At 73.2% G+C, this 17,772-nt stretch carries 9 protein-coding genes and 2 pseudogenes; 2 read left to right on the top strand and 9 right to left on the bottom strand.

All coding sequences use genetic code 11. From position 1 onward, the window contains the following. Positions 1-78: 78 nt before the first annotated feature. From GL259_RS27970 to GL259_RS27955, 4 genes and pseudogenes are all read right to left on the bottom strand, one after another. Positions 79-1,371, bottom strand: a complete 1,293-nt coding sequence (locus tag GL259_RS27970; protein WP_208026635.1) for a site-2 protease family protein — start codon at positions 1,369-1,371, stop codon at positions 79-81. A gap of 8 nt (positions 1,372-1,379) precedes the next feature. Next, a pseudogene (gene dxr / locus GL259_RS27965) lies at positions 1,380-2,641 on the bottom strand (1-deoxy-D-xylulose-5-phosphate reductoisomerase). A gap of 95 nt (positions 2,642-2,736) precedes the next feature. Beyond that, positions 2,737-3,534 (bottom strand): carbonic anhydrase family protein, encoded by a 798-nt coding sequence (locus GL259_RS27960; RefSeq protein ID WP_159536062.1) that lies wholly within the window; start codon positions 3,532-3,534, stop codon positions 2,737-2,739. Positions 3,535-3,808: 274 nt separating this feature from the next. Further along, on the bottom strand, positions 3,809-5,758 hold the full coding sequence (locus GL259_RS27955) for an acyl-CoA dehydrogenase family protein (protein WP_159536061.1): 1,950 nt from the start codon (positions 5,756-5,758) through the stop codon (positions 3,809-3,811). Between the two features lie 263 nt (positions 5,759-6,021). Here GL259_RS27955 and GL259_RS27950 point away from each other — a divergent pair, with 263 nt between their 5' ends. Then, positions 6,022-7,071 carry a LacI family DNA-binding transcriptional regulator gene (locus GL259_RS27950; RefSeq protein ID WP_159536060.1) on the top strand — a complete coding sequence of 350 codons (1,050 nt, stop codon included), beginning with the start codon at positions 6,022-6,024 and terminating at the stop codon, positions 7,069-7,071. 86 nt (positions 7,072-7,157) lie between these two features. After that, complete coding sequence (locus tag GL259_RS27945; protein WP_159536059.1) at positions 7,158-9,203, top strand: glycoside hydrolase family 31 protein; 2,046 nt, start codon at positions 7,158-7,160, stop codon at positions 9,201-9,203. Positions 9,204-9,267: 64 nt separating this feature from the next. Here the strand turns inward: GL259_RS27945 and GL259_RS27940 are convergent, their stop codons facing one another. From GL259_RS27940 to GL259_RS27920, 5 genes and pseudogenes are all read right to left on the bottom strand, one after another. Next, complete coding sequence (locus tag GL259_RS27940) at positions 9,268-10,098, bottom strand: carbohydrate-binding protein (protein ID WP_159536058.1); 831 nt, start codon at positions 10,096-10,098, stop codon at positions 9,268-9,270. Positions 10,099-10,529: 431 nt separating this feature from the next. Beyond that, a complete protein-coding gene (locus GL259_RS27935) occupies positions 10,530-11,243 on the bottom strand; it encodes a hypothetical protein (RefSeq protein ID WP_159536057.1) in 714 nt (237 codons plus the stop codon). Positions 11,244-11,278: 35 nt separating this feature from the next. Then, on the bottom strand, positions 11,279-13,504 hold the full coding sequence (locus GL259_RS27930; RefSeq protein WP_159536056.1) for a glycoside hydrolase N-terminal domain-containing protein: 2,226 nt from the start codon (positions 13,502-13,504) through the stop codon (positions 11,279-11,281). Continuing rightward, positions 13,501-15,467: pseudogene (locus GL259_RS27925) on the bottom strand (beta-galactosidase). The gene GL259_RS27930 and the pseudogene GL259_RS27925 overlap by 4 nt, the downstream one beginning before the upstream one ends. Then, complete coding sequence (locus GL259_RS27920) at positions 15,467-17,677, bottom strand: 1,4-beta-glucanase (protein ID WP_159536055.1); 2,211 nt, start codon at positions 17,675-17,677, stop codon at positions 15,467-15,469. Before GL259_RS27920 ends, GL259_RS27925 begins: the two are co-directional and overlap by 1 nt. Between the last annotated feature and the right edge of the window lie 95 nt (positions 17,678-17,772).

Raw genomic sequence — 17,772 nt, 5'->3', positions numbered from 1 at the left:
CGTAAACCCACTCAAAGGACGACGGCCCGGAACGAAAGGGTTCCAGGCCGTCGTGAACGGCAGGTGTCGAAGTCCGGGCTAGGAGATCCGCACCGGGTTCACCACGTCCGCGACGAGGACGAGGAGGGTGAAGCAGACGAAGATCCCGGCCACCACGTAGGCCACCGGCATCAGTTTCGCCACGTCGAACGGCCCGGGGTCGGGGCGGCGCAGCACCTTGGCGGTGTTGCGGCGCAGCGACTCCCACAGCGCGCCCGCGATGTGCCCGCCGTCGAGCGGCAGCAGCGGGAGCATGTTGAACAGGAACAGGGAGAGGTTGAAGCCCGCGAGCAGCATCACGAACATGGCCAGCTGCTGCGAGGCCGGGATGTCGAGGGTGGCGATCTCGCCGCCGACCCGGGCCGCGCCGACGACGCCCATCGGGGAGTCGGGTTCGCGCGGGCCGTCGCCGAAGGCCGCGTCCCACAGGGCGGGGACCTTGGACGGCAGGGCGGCGAGGGAGTCGACGGCGTCGCCGACCCGGTCGGTCATCCAGACCACGGACTCGCCGAAGTCCTGTTTGACGACGCCGGTGGCCGCGCTGAAGCCGAGGAAGCCCGCCTTGACGTACTCGCCCTCGACGTAGGCCCCGCTCGCGTCCTTCTTCGCGACCAGGTTGGTGGCGATCTCCGCGTGGAGGGTGACCTCCTGGCCCTTGCGGTCGACGACGATCGGCACGTCCTTGCCGGCGCTGTCGCGGATGAGGTCGGAGAGGGTGCCCCAGTCCTCGGTCCTGACCCCGTCGAAGGCGACGATCCTGTCCCCCGCCTTCATGCCGGCCGCCTCGGCCGGGGACTCGGGGTCGGACTTCTTGCAGTCGTCGCGGTTCTCGCTCTGCGAGATGACGCAGGGCGAGACGGAGCTGACGGTGGTGGTCTGCTGCTGGATGCCGAAGCCCATCAGCACGGTGAGGAACAGCACGACCGCGAGGATCAGGTTCATGAACGGGCCCGCGAACATGACGACGACCCGTTTCCACGGCTTGCGCGTGTAGAACAGGCGGTTCTCGTCGCCGGGCCTGAGCTCCTCGAACGCGGCGGAGCGGGCGTCCTCGATCATGCCGCGCCACGGTGAGGTGGAGCGGGCCTCCAGCCGGCCGTCGGGGCCGGGCGGGAACATGCCGATCATGCGGATGTAGCCGCCGAACGGGATCGCCTTGACGCCGTACTCGGTCTCGCCCTTGTGCCGTGACCACAGGGTCGGTCCGAAGCCGACCATGTACTGGGGCACGCGGATGCCGAACATCTTCGCCGTGGACAGGTGCCCGAGTTCGTGCCAGGCGATGGAGAACAGCAGGCCGGCCGCGAAGACGACTATGCCGAGGATGAACATCAGGGTCGTCATACACGCGCCTCCGCGCTCGCCGTCCGGACTGTCAGTTCCCGGGCCCGCGCGCGGGCCCAGGTCTCCGCTTCGAGGACGTCCGACACGGTCAGCGAGGTTCCCGTGTCCGGTGTGCCGTGCTCCTCGACCACCCGTGTGACCGTCTCCATGATCCCGTTGAACGGCAGCGCGCCGGCGCGGAACGCCTCCACGCACTCCTCGTTGGCGGCATTGAACACCGCCGGGGCGGTGCCCGCGAGCTCGCCGACGTGCCGGGCGAGGTTCACCGAGGGGAACGCCTCGTTGTCGAGGGGAAGAACTCCCAGGTGGACGCCTTGCTCCAGTCGAAGACCGGGGCGGCGTCGGGGACCCTCTCGGGCCAGCCGAGGCCGATGGCGATGGGCCCCCGCATGTCGGGGGGCGTCGCCTGGGCCAGTGTCGATCCGTCCGTGAACTCCACCATCGAGTGGACATACGACTGCGGGTGCACGACGACCTCAATGCGGTCGAAGGGAATGTCGTACAGCAGGTGCGCCTCGATGACCTCCAGGCCCTTGTTGACCAGGGTCGCGGAGTTGATCGTGATGACCGGGCCCATCGCCCAGGTGGGGTGGGCGAGGGCGTCCTCGACGGTGACGTGCGCCAGCTCCTGCCTGGTACGGCCGCGGAAGGGGCCGCCGGAGGCGGTGACGACGAGCCTCTTCACGTCGGCGCGGGTGCCGGCGGCCAGCGCCTGGAACAGCGCGGCGTGCTCGGAGTCGACCGGGATGATCTGCCCGGGCTCGGCCAGCGCCTTGACCAGCGGGCCGCCGACGATGAGCGACTCCTTGTTGGCGAGCGCGAGGGTGCGGCCCGCCTCCAGGGCGGCGAGGGTCGGGGCGAGTCCGATGGAGCCGGTGATGCCGTTCAGGACGGTGTGGCAGTCGGAGGCGGCGAGCTGAGTGGCCGCGTCCTTCCCGGCCAGGATCCCGGGCAGCGGCTCCCCCGCGCCGTACTGCGCGCGGAGCGCCTCGCGCAGGGCCGGTACGACGTCCTCGCGGGCGACGGCGACCGTGCGCACCCGCAGCCGGTGGGCCTGCTCGGCGAGGAGGGCGACCCGGCCGCCGTTGGCGGACAGGCCGGTGACCCGGAAGCGGTCGGGGTGGCGCAGCACGAGGTCGATGGCCTGGGTGCCGATCGACCCGGTGGAGCCGAGGACCACCACGTCCTTCGGGCCGTCTCCCGCGACGGGGTCGTACACCAGGTGCGGGTCGGCGAGGGGGGCTGGAGCGTCGGTCATGGACCCATTGTGTCGGGTCGCGACCGCTGCCGGGGCGGCGCCCCGGCAGCCCGCCCCCCGTGTCCCGCCGCGGTTCCCGCCGCGCCGCCGGCCGGTCAGCGGTCCACGTGGTCGATCTCGCGGTCGTTGCGCGGCTGGACCGGGCGGTTGCTCCTCGGGAACAGCTCCCGGTACGCCGCGACCTGCCGGGGGGTGACGCCGACCCGCTTCTCCAGCACGGTCCACCGGACGCCCTCGGTGCAGGGCGGGGTGGTCAGGGAGCCCTCGTAGCGGTACTGGTCGCGGTCGCCGGGCAGGAACCGCGCCGGGTCGAGGGGCCTGGTGATCCGGCTGTGCCCGCCCTCCGCGGCCGGGAGGTGCTTCCACAGGTCCGTGAAGGCGGAGTGTCCCTTCCTCTCCCGCATCAGCACGGCGAGGACGGCGAGTTCGCCCTCGGCGTCCTCGTGCACGAAGTGCATCTCCATGGCCGCGTGCTCGCCGTCCTCGGTGTGCTCGCTGGGCAGGTGGAAGTGGAACTGCCGCAGCCGGTACGTGGTGCCGTCGACGACGATGCTGCTGCCGGCGGAGACGTCGGCCTGGACGGTGTGGCCGGTGTTGACGAGTTCCGCGGTGACGGGCCGGTAGTGGACGGTGACGGGTGTGTCCGTCTCGACGGCGACGTCCTCGCCGAGGTCGACGGGTGACTGCTCGTGCCCCTTCCCGCAGGTCGCGAAGTCCTCGCTGAGCGAGGCCCAGTGCTCGGGGCCGGTGGCGCCCTCGTAGCTCCAGTGCGGGGCCTGCCGGTTCTCGCCGTCCGGGGAGGCGGAGGCGGTGGCGGTGCAGGCGGTCGCCGTCACGGCCGTCAGGGCGACGACCGCGAAGACGGCGGCGGTGCGTATGCGGTGGGCGGACATGCGGATGACCCCTCGTCGGGTTGCGGGAGGTCATCCACCCTTCGCCATCGATCGCAACGAACGGGGCAAGAATCGAACAGGGGTCGGCAAGGAAGGGTAAGCAGTCGGCCAAGCTTCCGGCACACGTTTCGCGTAACCGGAAAAACCGGGCTGGGCAAGGGAGTTGGGTGTCCAGAACGGGCACGAGGGAGTGCGGCCGGGTCCGGTGGCCCGGCCGCACTCCCTCGCGCCGCGTCGACGGGCCCGCGTCAGGCCGACGCGAGGGGGCCGCACGTCAGCGGATCGGACGGTGCACGTTCTCCCGGGTGCTCGGGCCGGGGGTCGCGTCCGCGATCCACGGGCCGTCGCCCGAGGGGTCGACGACGCCCTCCTCCAGCCACGCGTAGGTGCCCGAGAGCACCCCCTTGACGACCTTGCGGTCGAGGTCGTCGGTGTTGCTCCACAGCCGGCCGAAGAGTTCCTCGACGCGGACGCGGGACTGGCGGCAGAAGGCGTCGGCGAGCTGGTAGGCCTCACGGCCGTGGTCGCCGCGGCTGCGCAGGAGCTCGGCGCGGACGCAGGCGGCGCTCATCGCGAACAGTTCGGCGCCGATGTCGACGATCCGGCCCAGGAAGCCCTGCTTGGTCTCCATCCTCCCCTGCCAGCGGGACATGGCGTAGAAGGTGGAGCGGGCCAGCTTGCGGGCGGTGCGCTCGACGTAGCGCAGGTGCAAGGACAGGTCGACGCCGTGCTTGAACTCGCCGAAGGTGCCGGGCAGCTGTCCGGGGCCGGCGACCAGCCTGGGCAGCCACTTGGCGTAGAAGACGCCCGCGTTCGCGCCCGCCCTGGCCTTGTCGGAGAGCGACTTCTCGGGGTCGATCAGATCGCCGGCGACCGACAGGTGGGCGTCGACCGCCTCGCGTGCGATCAGCAGGTGCATGATCTCCGTGGAGCCCTCGAAGATGCGGTTGATGCGCAGGTCGCGCAGCATCTGCTCGGCCGGGACCGCCCGCTCGCCGCGCGCCTGGAGGGACTCGGCGGTCTCGAAGCCGCGCCCGCCGCGGATCTGGACCAGTTCGTCGGCCATCAGCCAGGCCATCTCCGAGCCGTACAGCTTGGCGAGGGCGGCCTCGATGCGGATGTCGTTGCGGTCCTCGTCGGCCATCTGCGAGGAGAGGTCGACCACGGCCTCCAGGGCGAAGGTGGTGGCCGCGATGAAGGCGATCTTGGAGCCGACGGCCTCGTGCAGCGCCACCGGCTTGCCCCACTGCTCCCGGGCCGCCGACCACTCGCGGGCGATCTTCAGGCACCACTTCCCGGCGCCGACGCACATGGCGGGCAGGGACAGCCGCCCGGTGTTGAGCGTGGTGAGGGCGATCTTCAGGCCCTGGCCCTCCTCGCCGATGCGGTGCGAGGCGGGGACGCGGACCCGGTGGAAGCGGGTGACGCCGTTCTCCAGGCCGCGCAGGCCCATGAAGGCGTTGCGGTTCTCGACGGTGACGCCCTCGGAGGACGCCTCCACGACGAACGCGGTGATGCCGCCCCGGTGGCCCTCGGACCTCGGCACGCGGGCCATGACCACGAGGAGGTCGGCGACCACGCCGTTGGTGGTCCACAGCTTCACGCCGTCCAGGACGTAGTCGTCGCCGTCGGGGACGGCGGTGGTGGCGAGCCGGGCCGGGTCCGAGCCGACGTCCGGCTCGGTGAGCAGGAAGGCCGAGATGTCGGTGCGGGCGCAACGCGGCAGGAACGTCTCCTTCTGCTCGCGCGTGCCGAAGATCTTCAGCGGCTGCGGGACGCCGATCGACTGGTGCGCGGAGAGCAGCGCGCCGATCGCCGGGCTGGCGGAGCCGACCAGGGCGAGGGCCTTGTTGTAGTAGACCTGGGTGAGGCCGAGACCGCCGTACTTGGTGTCGATCTTCATGCCGAAGGCGCCGAGCTCCTTGAGCCCGGTGACCACCTCGTCGGGGATGCGCGCCTCGCGTTCGATCAGCGCTCCGTCGATCTTCGTCTCGCAGAAGTCGCGGAGCTTGGCGAGGAACTCCTCGCCGCGCTGGGCGTCCTCGTCGGCCGGGAGGGGGTGCGGGTGGATCAGGTCGAGCCGGAAGCGGCCGAGGAACAGTTCCTTGGCGAAGCTGGGCTTGCGCCAGTCCTGTTCCCGGGCGGCCTCCGCGACCTGGCGGGCCTCACGTTCGGTGACGGTGGGTCGGGACGGAGACGGGGGCGTCTCGGGTGCTGCGGACATGAGGCTCACCTCGCCGCGAATAGGATGGGTGTTACCGACTGGTGCTACCCGATCGTATGTACCCGATTCGTAGCGACCCCACCACCCTTCGTGCGGCCGTTCGGCCGATACGGCGGTGCGGCGGCCGGGCGGAAAAACGCTGTCGAAGCGCTTCGACAACCTATGGACACCCCTCACCCACTAGGGCTACTGTCGGACCACCCTCACCCGCCCCTGTACGTTCCGCGCACTGTCGAAGCGCTTCACAAAACTTGGAGAGCTGGATGGTCACCCTCGCCGAGGTCGCCCAGCACGCCGGAGTCTCGGCGAGCACGGTGAGCTATGTCCTCAGCGGCAAGCGGTCCATCTCCGCGAACACCCGCCAGCGGGTCGAGCGGAGCATCCGCGAGCTCGGGTACCACCCGAACGCCGGGGCCCGCGCCCTGGCCAGCAGCAGGTCCAACATCATCGCGCTGATGGTCCCGCTGCGTACGGACATGTACGTGCCGGTGATGATGGAGATCGCCATCGCGGTGGCCACCACCGCCCGCACCCACGGGTACGACGTGCTGCTGCTCACCGGCGAGGAGGGCCCGGACGCGGTGCGCCGTGTCACGGGCAGCGGGCTCGCCGACGGCATGATCCTGATGGACGTCGAACTCGACGACGAGCGGCTGCCGCTGCTGAGGGACGGGGACGCCTCCGCCCGGGCGAAGTCGAGGGCGGGGGACGACCAGCCGGCGGTGCTGATCGGACTGCCCGCCGACACCACCGGCCTGACCTGCGTCGACCTCGACTTCAAGGCCACCGGCGCCCTGTGCGTGGAGCACCTGGCCGAGCGGGGGCACCGCGACATCGCCGTCATCGGCGAGGCCCCGGCGGTCTACGAACGGCACACCGGGTTCGCCGAGCGCACCCTCGAGGGACTGCGCACCCGGGCGCGGGAGCTGGGGCTGCGGCTGCTGCACCGGCCGTGCGAGGGCGGGTACGACGCGATGGCCGTGACGCTCTCCCGGATCCTCGACGAGCGCCCCGGCACCACGGGCTTCGTCGTGCAGAACGAGTCGGCGGTCGAGCCGTTGCTGGCCCTGCTGCGGCAGCAGGGACGGGCCGTGCCCGAGGACGTCTCGGTGGTCGCGATCTGCCCCGAGCAGGTCGCCGTCCAGGCGTCGGTGCGGCTCACGTCCGTCGCCATCCCGGCGCAGGAGATGGGCCGGCGCGCCGTGGAGCAGCTGGTCGCCAAGCTCGACGGGCGGGGCGGCGACGAGGTCGTGCTGCTCGCCCCCGAGCTGACGGTCCGGGCGAGTTCCGGCCCGGCGCCCGCCCAGCCGTAGCCCGCCCGCCCCCGCACCTCCGGCTTCGGCAGGCGCTCTCCCGTACCAGGGCACAGCCGTGCCCGCCTTCCTCCAGGAGCAGCCTCGTGACCCAGTCCGCCGAGACGCAGCCCGGGGCCGGCCTCGCCCGGTCCTCCCCCACCGCCGGCACGTTCCGCGAGCGGGAGGGTGCGCTGGAGTGGAGCGGCCGTCAGGAGACCGTGCGGATCGAGCCGTGGGGGCCGGACGCGGTCCGGGTGCGGGCCCGGCTGGGCGGCCCGGTGCTCCGGGACCTGCCCGGCGCCCTCCTGGAGGAGGCGCCCGCCACCGGGTCCGCCGTGAGGATCGGGGACGGCCGGGGCCGGCTGACCGTCGGCGCGCTGACCGCCGAGATCGACGCCGAGGGCATGGTCCGCTTCCTGCGCACCGCCGACGGGGGCGAGCTGCTCGCCGAGGAGCGCGCCCACTTCTGGTGGCCCGGCCCGCGCCTGTACACGGCGGTCGGCAACGGCCACCACCGGCTGGAGCAGCGGTTCGCCGCCCACGACGGCGAGCGGCTGTACGGCCTGGGCCAGCACCAGCACGGCTGGCTGGACCAGAAGGGCCTGGTCGTCGACCTCGTGCAGCGCAACGCCGAGGTGAGCATCCCGGTGCTCACCTCCAGCCGCGGCTACACCCTGCTGTGGAACAACCCGGCGATCGGCCGCGTGGAGCTGGCCCACAACGGCACCCGCTGGGTGGCGGACTCGGCCCGGCAGATCGACTACTGGATCACCGCGGGCGCCCCGGCGGACGCCCAGCGCCGCTACAGCGCGGTGACCGGGCGGTCACCGATGCTGCCCCGGTGGGCGGCCGGTTTCTGGCAGTGCAAGCTGCGCTACCGCACCCAGGGCGAACTCCTCTCCGTGGCACGGGAGTACAGGCGCCGGGGCCTGCCGCTGGACGCGATCGTCTGCGACTTCTTCCACTGGACCCACCTGGGCGAGTGGAAGTTCGACCCGAAGGAGTGGCCGGACCCGGCGGCGATGGTGCGCGAGCTGGACGAACTCGGCGTCAAGCTGGTGGTCTCCGTGTGGCCGTCGGTCTCCCCGCTGAGCGAGAACCACCCGGTGATGGACCAGCGCGGCTACTTCATCGGCACCCAGTACGGTCCGACGGCGCACGCCGACTGGCCGGACAAGGAGGTCGCCTCCACGGTCCAGGTCGCCTTCTACGACGCCACCAACCCCGAGGCCCGGGAGTTCGTGTGGTCGAGGATCAAGGAGAACTACCTCGACCCGTACGGGATCACCGCCTTCTGGCTGGACGCCTGCGAGCCGGAGCTGAAGCCGGGCTTCCCGGAGAACCTGCGGTACTGGGCGGGTCCGGGCCTGGAGGTCGGCAACCTCTATCCCGCCGAGAACTCCCGCGCCTTCCACGAGGGCCTGAGGGCCTGCGGCGAGGACGAGGTGATCACCCTCAACCGCTCGGCGTGGGCGGGCAGCCAGCGCTACGGCGCGGCCCTGTGGTCCGGTGACATCGGCACCGACTTCGCCACCCTGCGCCGCCAGATCGCGGCCGGCCTCAACACCTCGCTGTCGGGCATCCCGTGGTGGAACACCGACATCGGCGGCTTCCACGGCGGTGACCCGGACGACCCCGCCTACCGCGAGGTGATGGTCCGCTGGTTCCAGTTCGGCGCGCTGTCCCCGCTGATGCGGCTGCACGGCTTCCGCGACCCCGGCATGCCCCTGGGCCCGGACATGACCGGCGGCCCGAACGAGGTCTGGTCCTACGGGGAGGAGGCCGGCGCGATCCTGGAGAAGTACCTGCGGCTGCGCGAGCGGCTGAGGCCGTACGTCCTCGAGGTCATGCGGGAGGCGCACGAGGAGGGGCTGCCGGTGATGCGGCCGCTGTTCCTGGAGTTCCCCGGCGACCAGGCGGCCTGGTCGGTGGACGACGCGTACCTGTTCGGCCGTGACCTGCTGGTCGCCCCGGTGCTGACGGCGGGCGCCGCGGCCCGCACGGCGTACCTCCCGGCGGGCGCGCGCTGGACGGACGCGTGGACGGGTGAGACGTACGGGGGCGGCGCGGCCGTGACGGTCGAGGCGCCGCTGGACCGCATCCCGCTGTTCCTGCGGGACGGGGCGAGCCTGCCGGTCCGGGAAGCGTGAGGCACGGCGGCCGGGGTCCCGTGCCGGCCCGCGGGACCCCGGCCGCCGCGGCGCGGGACGGACGTCACTCGCGGCGCCACAGCGCGGGGACGTGGGGCGGCTCCCAGCCGGTCATGGAGGTGTGGGCCTGCAGACAGCGGTAGGCGGCGCCGTCGTGGGTCACCCGGTCGCCCGCCGCGTACGAGCGGCCGGGCGCCCACCCGCCGCCGGGCGGGTCGGTGGGCCCACCGTCCACGTCGAGCACGAAGTCGAAGGTGGCCTCCTTGCCGCCGCCGGCGTCGCGGACGTTCATCAGCAGGGCCGGGTCGAAGAGCGCGTCGGTGCTGTTGCGGGGCTCACCGGGGAAGTACAGCTGGGTGGTGAGCACGGGCTCGGCGGGCGCCTGGGCCTTGACGTGGAGGTGCCGGGTGCGGCCCGGATAGAGGCCGGGCACGATCGTCCGCAGGGTGAAGGCACCGGAGGAGTCGGTGAACTGGTGCCCGCGGAAGGCGTATCCGGCCATGTCGTAGGCGCCCGCGTGGTCCGCCTGCCAGAAGTCGAGCAGGACGCCCGCGAGAGGGACGCAGTTCCGGCCGAAGACGTAGCCGCTGACGGTGAGCCGGGTGCCGGGGGCGCCCGGCGCCACGAGGTCGGTGCGCAGCGGGGAGGCCGGCTTGAAGTAGGGGCCTTCCATCTGGTCGGGCGTGGGGTCGTCCCCGTCGTCGCAGAAGGGCGTCGGCGCGAGGGGCCCTCCCCGGGCGCCGGCGTCCCGGGCGAGCGCCACCGTGCCCGTGGCGAGCAGCGGGACGGCGGCTCCGGCGGCGACGGCCGCCCTGAGCAGGCTCTTGCGGCTGATCCGGCGGTCGGCGCCGGGGCCCGTACCGGCGCCGGACGCGTCGGGAGCGGATGGTGTCATGGCGGGTTCCTCGGTCTTCTCGGTGGGGGACGGGAGGGCGGGACGTGCCTGACCCGGAGCGCGCCCGCGCACGCGGGGCGGGCTGTGACGGTTCCGCAGGCGCGCTCCGATGGTGAACCGCCGGACAACGTAGTCGCGGCGGGCGGCCGCGGAGGAGACCCCGTTCCGGCCCCTGCACGGCGTTATGGAGGCGCGCGGACCCCGCGAGCACGGAGCCGGCGGCGCCCCTCGGCGAGGAGGACGTCGCACTGGGCGGACACTTCTCCCGCACGGACGGCACCGGCCTGGAGAAGGTCCTGTCCGGCCGGGACGAACGGGGCGCGGGGCGCGGGCTCGGGAGCGCGAGCGGAAGGCCGGCCACGCCGGGGTCCCGACGCGGAAGGGGTGCCCCGGGAACCGGGACACCCCTTCGCCGGTCTCGCGGGGAGCGCCTAGCCGCCCGACACCGTCAGGCTGTTGGTGCGGAAGTCCAGTCCGCCGGACGACGAGGTGATCTCGTACCCGAACTGGACGTCCCCGATGGTCTCGTTGCCCATCCAGCCCTTGGTGTCCTTGATCCACTTCAGGATCGGGAGGATGTCGACGGTGCCGGAGTTCGAGTCCGAGGTGCGCAGGAACGAGAAGACCTCGTTGGCGCCGTTGTTCCCCTTGTGGACGTTCCAGGTGTGGCCGCCCAGGCTCACCGTGCCCTGCGCGGAGCCGAGCGGCCCGACGGCGCCGTTGTGGTTGACCCAGAGCATGATCTCGTAGTCGTAGTCCGTGTCCCAGATGTCGTACGAGGTGTTGTACGCGCCCGAGGACGGGACGGTGACGTTGTAGCTGCTGGTGAGCGAGGAGAGGGAGGTGACCGACTTGTTGATCACCTTCTTGGCGTTCGGGTACGACTTGATGCCGCCGGTGTTCGGGTGGTCGGCCCAGACGCCCCAGTTGGTTCCGGAGTTGGCCCAGACGCACTGGCTGCCGGCGCCGGAGCCCCAGATGTTGTTGTAGAGCGTGTAGCCGTTCAGGCTGGTGTTGCCCCACTGGTCGCAGGAGCTCCAGACGGCGGCGTGGGCGGGGGCGGAGGCGAGGCCGACGGTGGCGCCGAGCGCGAGGGCGGGGGCCAGCAGGACCTTGGTGATCCTGCTCGGGGTGCTTGTTGCCATGGTGTTCCTTCCATGGGTGGGGGGAATCACGGGGATCACCGCGTCTTCAGCGTGAGGACGCGGTCTTCTCCGGCGACGAGGTCGAGGGGCTCGGCGCCGGCGGAAGTCCACAGGTCGACGCGGTGGGTGCGGGCCGGCCGCAGGACGGCGGTGGCGCCGTCCGGGGACCAGGTGAGGTCGAGTGCGGCGCCGAAGCGGGTGCGCACCCCGCGCAGGGCGCCGCTCGGGTACGCCGGCGGCGGCGCGGGCAGCAGGACCAGCCGGTCGGGGGTGGACTGCACGAGCGCCTCGATCAGCACGGCGGGCAGGGTGTGGGCGGCGTCGGCGTTGTAGACGTCGCGGTGCGGGTAGTGCGCGCTCATCAGGGAGGTGTGGAAGAAGTCGCCCTCCAGCACCCGGGCGAGCGCGTGGGCGACCCGTTCGCCGTCCCGGAGGCGGGCCGCGATCAGGGCGTGGTGCAGGTGGCCGTGCGCGGAGTCGTTCTCGGTGCCGCGCAGTTCCAGCGCGCGGTGCGCGGCGGCGGCCAGGCCGGGGGTGTCGTAGGGGGTGATCTCCTCCAGCGGCCAGACGCCGTAGAGGTGGCTGAGGTGCCGGTGGTCGTAGGAGTCGTCCAGGTCCGGCCGGGCCCATTCGGCGAGCGCGCCGTCGGCGTTGACCCGGTGCGGCGGGAGCCGGTCGGCCAGCGCCCGCCAGCGGTCGGCGTGCTCCGGGTGGTGGTCGGCGGCGGTCAGCAGGGCGTGCCGGGCCGCGGAGAGGTCCATGGCCGCGTTGATCGCGCCCCAGCTCGCGTTCGCGGGCCGGTTCTCGGGCGAGTAGGAGGGGACGACGACCAGCCGGCCCTCGGCGTCGGTGCGGGTGAGGAAGCCCTCGTAGAACAGGGCGACCTCGGCGAGCGCGGCGGCGGTGCGCGGATCGCGCGCGCCGCGGGTCTCGTCGTGGTCGACGAGGGGCTTCAGCAGCCAGTCGGCGCCGGCGGTCCACAGGTGGAGGGGGTACTCGCGGCTGAAGTGGTAGGCGTGCCCGGACTCGCCGTCGGTGTGCGCGGGGGCGACCACGCCCCGGGCGCCGAAGACCGCGCGGGCGTTGTCCCGCCAGTCGGGCAGCTGGCGGTGGACGAGTGACGCCAGCGCCTCGGTGACCTCGGGGAGGGCGGCGGCCGCGGCGGAGGCGGTCTGGAGGTTGAGGTTGGCGTCGTTGGTGAAGGCGCCGGACCAGGCGGTGTCCCAGTCGCCGGTCCACAGTCCGGTGAGGCGGGGCGGGAACATCCCGCTGGCGGACAGCAGGTGGTAGCGGCCGGCCGCGAAGAGCCGCTCGAGCAGGGCGGCGCTGTGCGGCCGCGTCAGCAGCGCGGAGCCCGGCAGGGCGCGTTCGGCCGGGTCGGCGGCCAGGTCGAGGGTGACGCGCTCGTAGGCGGTGCGGTGGTGCGGCAGGTGGCGGGCCAGGAGGCCGTCGTAGGAGCCCCACGCCTCGTCGAGCAGGTCCCGCAGGGCACGGCCCTCGGCGACCACGTCCGCCTCCCCGGTGTGCCGCCGCACCCGGGTGAGCAGCAGGACGGACCGCGCGTCCTCGACGCGCACCCCCTGGGGGCCGAGCGTGGTCGTGCCGCCGGTGACGGCGACCAGGGTGGTCCCGGTGTAGGCGCGGTCGCTGCCCGGGTAGCGGGCGCGCAGGCTCAGCAGGGCCCCGTCGGCGGTGAGGACGGCGCCGTGGCCGACGCCCAGTGCGGTGGGGGCGCCCGGGAGGCGGTGGTCCAGGAACACGTCGAGGACGGGTCCGGGGGCGGTGACGTGCTGGACGATCACGTCGTCGGCGCGGGAGACGAAGGCGCGGCTGGTCCAGCCGGCGCGGGCCGCCTGCAGGACGCCGGTGGCGAAGTCGACCGTGCGGCGGTACCGGGTCCGCTCGTCGTCCTCCTCCCCGTTCCCGTCGTCGCCCGGGCGGCGCAGGCGCACCTGGAAGGCCGGGTGGAAGGGCCGCACCCACTGGAGGGGGCGGCCGTCGGTGAAGTCCTCGGCGGCGGCCAGGTCACCGGAGAGGAGACGGTCCTGGAGGCCGGGAAGTCCGTCGGCCAGGCGGGGCGGCAGGCGGTGCTCGCCGCCCTCGTCCGGCCGGACGAGGGTGTGGTGCGTGACGACGGTCCGTTCGTCGTCCGGGTCACCGAACACAAGGGCGCCGTGACGGCCGTTGCCGCTCAGGAAGCCGTCCTCCCAGCGGCCGGCCGGGCGCGGTTCCCAGGTTCCGTGGACGGGCGTGGCGCTCATGACCGCAGCACCGCCGCGCCGTGGCGGCCGAGGGTGAGCCGGCCGGTCACGGCCGTCTCCGTCAGCAGGTCGTGGTGGGTGCCGGGGACGTCCACGGTGACCGGCTCACGGCCGTGGTTGAGCAGGAACAGCAGCTCGCCCCGGCGCACCGCCTCGACCCCGTCCGGCAGCCCGCCGAGCACCGGCCGGACGCCGGCCTGTCCCGCGACGCGGGTCAGCAGCGCGCGCAGCGCCTCCGGCTCCGGGAGCGTCGAGACGTACCAGGCGCGGCCCTTGCGCAGCACGGCGGGCAGTCCGTCGAGTTCGCCGCCCTTGTAGGGCGTCGTCTCGTCGGCGGTGCCGTCGGGTTCCAGCTCCTCCGACCACAGGGAGCCCTCGAAGCCCTCGCACGCGGCGCTCTCCCCCGGGTCCAGCGGCCACCACTCGTGCAGGGTGCGGATGCCGAAGAGCTCGCGCAGCCGGGCGTCCATGCCGCCGGGCCGCACCCGGTCGTCCTGGTCGGCGACGCCGGTCAGGAAGCCGCAGACGAGGGTGCCGCCGCCGCGTACGTATCCCAGGAGGTTGTCGACGGCCGCGTCGGTGAGCAGGTAGAGCTGGGGCACGACGACCATCCGGTGGCCGGACAGGTCGTGCTCGGGGTGGGCGAAGTCGGTGGTGAGGCCGGCCTGCCACAGCGCGCGGTGCCAGGCGCGCAGGACCCGCGGGTAGTCGACCTCGCGCGAGGGCCGGCCCTCCTGGTCGCCGGCCCACCAGGAGTGCCAGTCGTGCAGCACGGCGACGCCGGCGGTGACGCGGGCACCGGAGACGTGCGGGGCGAGCCGTGCCAGGTCCGCGCCGAGCCGCTTGACCTCCTGGTACGTGCGTCCCTCCGCCCCCGCGTGGCCGACCATCGCGGAGTGGAACTTCTCCGCGCCCTGCCGGGACTGGCGCCACTGGAAGTAGCAGACGGCGTCCGCGCCGCGCGCCACCGCCTGGAGGGACCACAGGCGGTTGAGGCCGCGCGGCTTGGGGTGGTTCACCGCGCGCCAGTTGACCGGTCCGGCCGCCTGCTCCATGAGCATCCAGGGGCCGCGGGCCTGGGAGCGGGTCATGTCCTGCACGAGCGCCCCGTCCTGGGCGCCGAGGGGGTCGCGCGGGTCGGGGTAGAGGTCGACGGAGACGACGTCCTCCTCCTCGGCCCACCGCCAGGCGTCCTGGCCGGCCCACAGCGGCATGAAGTTGGTGGTGACCGGCAGGTGCGGGGTGTGCCGGCGGACGATGTCGCGTTCGGCGGTGTAGCACTCCAGGAGCATGTCGGAGGTGAAGCGTCTGAAGTCCAGCACCTGGGTGGGGTTCTTCCGGTAGTGCGCGCGGCGGGGCGGCATCACCTCCGCCCAGTCGCCGTAGCCCTGGCTCCAGAACGCGGTGCCCCAGGCGGTGTTGAGGGCGTCGAGGGTGCCGTAGCGGCCGCGCAGCCAGGCGCGGAAGCGGGCGGCGGCCTCGTCGCCCCAGTCGTGGGTGCAGTACTCGTTGTTGACGTGCCACATCGTGAGGGCCGGGTGGCCGGCGTAGCGGGCGGCCAGGTCCTCGGTGATGGCGGCGGCGTAGCGGCGGTAGGTGGCGCTGGAGTGCGAGAAGTGCTGGCGGCCGCCCCACCACTCGGTCCGGCCGTCCTCGTCGCGGGGCAGGGTGTCCGGGTGGCGGTGCCCCATCCAGGGCGGCGGTGAGGCGGTCGGGGTGGCGAGGACGACGCCGACGCCGTTCTCGTGCATCAGGTCCATCAGCCGGTCCAGCCAGCCGAACTCGCGTTCCCCGGGCGGGGTTCCAGCTTCGACCAGGAGAAGACGCCGAGGGTGACGGAGTTGACGCCGGCCTCCTTCATCAGGCGGACGTCCTCGTGCCAGACCTCCTCGGGCCACTGCTCGGGGTTGTAGTCGCCGCCGTAGAGGAGGCGGCCGCGGGTGGCGTCGCTCAGGTTCGGCATCAGACGGGCTCCCCGTACTGGATGCCGCGCCCGTTGGTGGCGAGGTAGACCCGGCCGTACACGCGCGGGTCACCGGTGACGGTCTCGCCGGTCCAGCCCCACTGGTGGGCGTCGTCGTTGATCCGCACCCAGGTCCTCGCCTCGTCGTCGGAGCGGTACACGGCGGTGATCGCCTCGGTCGAGCCGACCTGGTAGACCGCCGGGTAGTCGGCGCCCTCGGCGGCCTTGCCGAAGCCGAGGGTGTGGGAGGCCCGGCAGCTCTCGACCTTCGTGAAGGTCCCGCCGCCGTCGGTCGAGCGGTACAGCCCGTTCCCCTTGGTGCTCAGCCACAGGTCGCCGGACCGGCCGGGCGCCGCGACCAGCTTGAACTGGCTGTCGCCGGACGGCAGTCCGCTCGCCCGCGCGGTGAAGGTGCGCCCGCCGTCGGCGCTGGCGAACAGCGTCCCCGTGCCGGTGTCGTACGCGTAGAAGCGCGCCGGGTCGGCCGGGTCGGCGACCGGGACGGCGCCCTTGGGGAAGGTGGGGACCTCGGTCCAGGTGGCGCCGTTGTCCGCGGAGCGGTGGGCCGGGTGCTTGGTGCCGTCCCAGTGCACGAAGGACCACAGCAGCACGCCGCCGTCGGCGTCGGTGGCGATCGGCCCCGGCGCGTCCTTGGCGATCGCGGGCTGGGCCGCGAAGGGTACCCAGGTCCGTCCGCCGTCGTGGGAGTACGCGCCGTTGCCGTGGTCGCCCCAGCCGGTCCGCACGACGTACCGCGGTCTGCGGGCCGCCTGCGCCAGACCGGTCGCCGTCCCGAACACGGGGTTCGCCGCCATGCCGTCCGACGGGGAGGCGGTGAGCCTCTCGTGGTACATCACGCCGATGTCCCCGAGGCCGCTGATCAGGTGCGCCCTGCCGGCCGGGGGCGAGATCAGCTGGCGCACGGACGTCTCCTCCAGGCCGCGGATCCACGGGGCCCAGTGCTTCAGGTCGCGGGTGCCGTAGAGGGTCGCGCCGGTGCCGTAGACGAGGTGCCGGGAGTGGTACGGGTCGAGGGCCAGGGCCTGGATCCACCAGCCGAACTTGGGTTCGTCCCCGCCCCACCTCAGGTACGGCGTCTCGGAGACGTCGAGGACGGCGGAGTCCTTCAGGGACCTCCAGGTGCGGCCGCCGTCGGTGGACCGGTACAGGGTGTCGACCGCCGCCCAGCGGTTGTTGGTGGAGACGACGACGGTGCCGGGGCGGCGGGCGTCGACGGCGACACCGCCGTAGCCGAAGGTGTCGGCGGAGCCGTCCTGCGCGGTCCCGCCCGGCTCGACCGGCGTCACCTCGGTCCATGTGCCCTTGTCCGTGCGCAGTTTGTGCACGCTCCCGTCGGACTGCCCGTTGGGCCCGGGGGCGTCGGCGTACGTCACGTACAGCTCGCGGGTGTGCCGGTCGTACGCGGCCCGGATCGGCACGCGTGCGGCGGTGCCGGACGGCTGCCCCGGCACGGCCTCCCACGTGGTGCCGTCGGACGTGCGGAACAGATTCGCCCCGCCGCCGTCGCCCCAGCCGGCGTAGACGGTGCGTCCGGCGGCGACGAGCAGGGTGACGCCCTGGCCGGTGGCGGACGGGGTGGCCGGGAAGCCGCTCACCGGCGCCCAGGTGGCGCCCCGGTCGGTCGACCCGAGCAGACCGTCGTGCCGGGTGCCCAGCCACAGGGTGTCGCTGTCCCTGGGGTCCACGAGCAGCCGCTCGCCCGCGCCCCGGCCGTCCTCGTTGGCGCCGAGCTTCACGGTGAGGTCGGTCCGCCGCCAGGTGGCGCCGCGGTCCTCGGAGCACAGGATCGCGCCGTTGCCCGCCCACGACTGGGCGTAGGTGCCGCAGGCCAGGTAGAGCCGGTCCGGATGGGCGGCGTCGACCGCCATCGCCTCGACGCCGAGCAGGTTCCAGTCGTCCCAGCCGATGTGGTCCAGCAGCGGGATCCAGCGGCCGGTCCGGTCGTCCCAGCGGTAGGCGCCGCCGATGTCGGTGCGGACGTAGGCGAGTCCGCGGACGGAGGGGTGGAACAGCACGCCGGTGATGAACCCGGTGCCGCCGATGACGACGTTGCGCCAGCGGTAGGCGGGGGCGTCCGCAGCGCCATCGGCGGCCCGCGCGTGCCCGGGGGCGAGCGGGACGGCGGCGAGCGCGGCGGTGGCCGCGGTGCCGGCGAGAACGGCACGCCGGCTCAGGGGAGACGCGAACATGACAGAACCTCGTCTACGGGGTCGAGTGGGGAAACCCGAAGGGGCGCGGGGAACCGCGCGGCCGGCCATCACGTGCTCGCGGCCGGAGGACCGCG

Origin of the sequence: Streptomyces sp. Tu 3180 (assembly GCF_009852415.1) — a bacterium.
Lineage (GTDB): Bacteria > Actinomycetota > Actinomycetes > Streptomycetales > Streptomycetaceae > Streptomyces.
The sequence above is the reverse complement of the archived record's forward strand: the minus strand, read 5'-3'. Positions and strand labels throughout refer to the sequence as shown.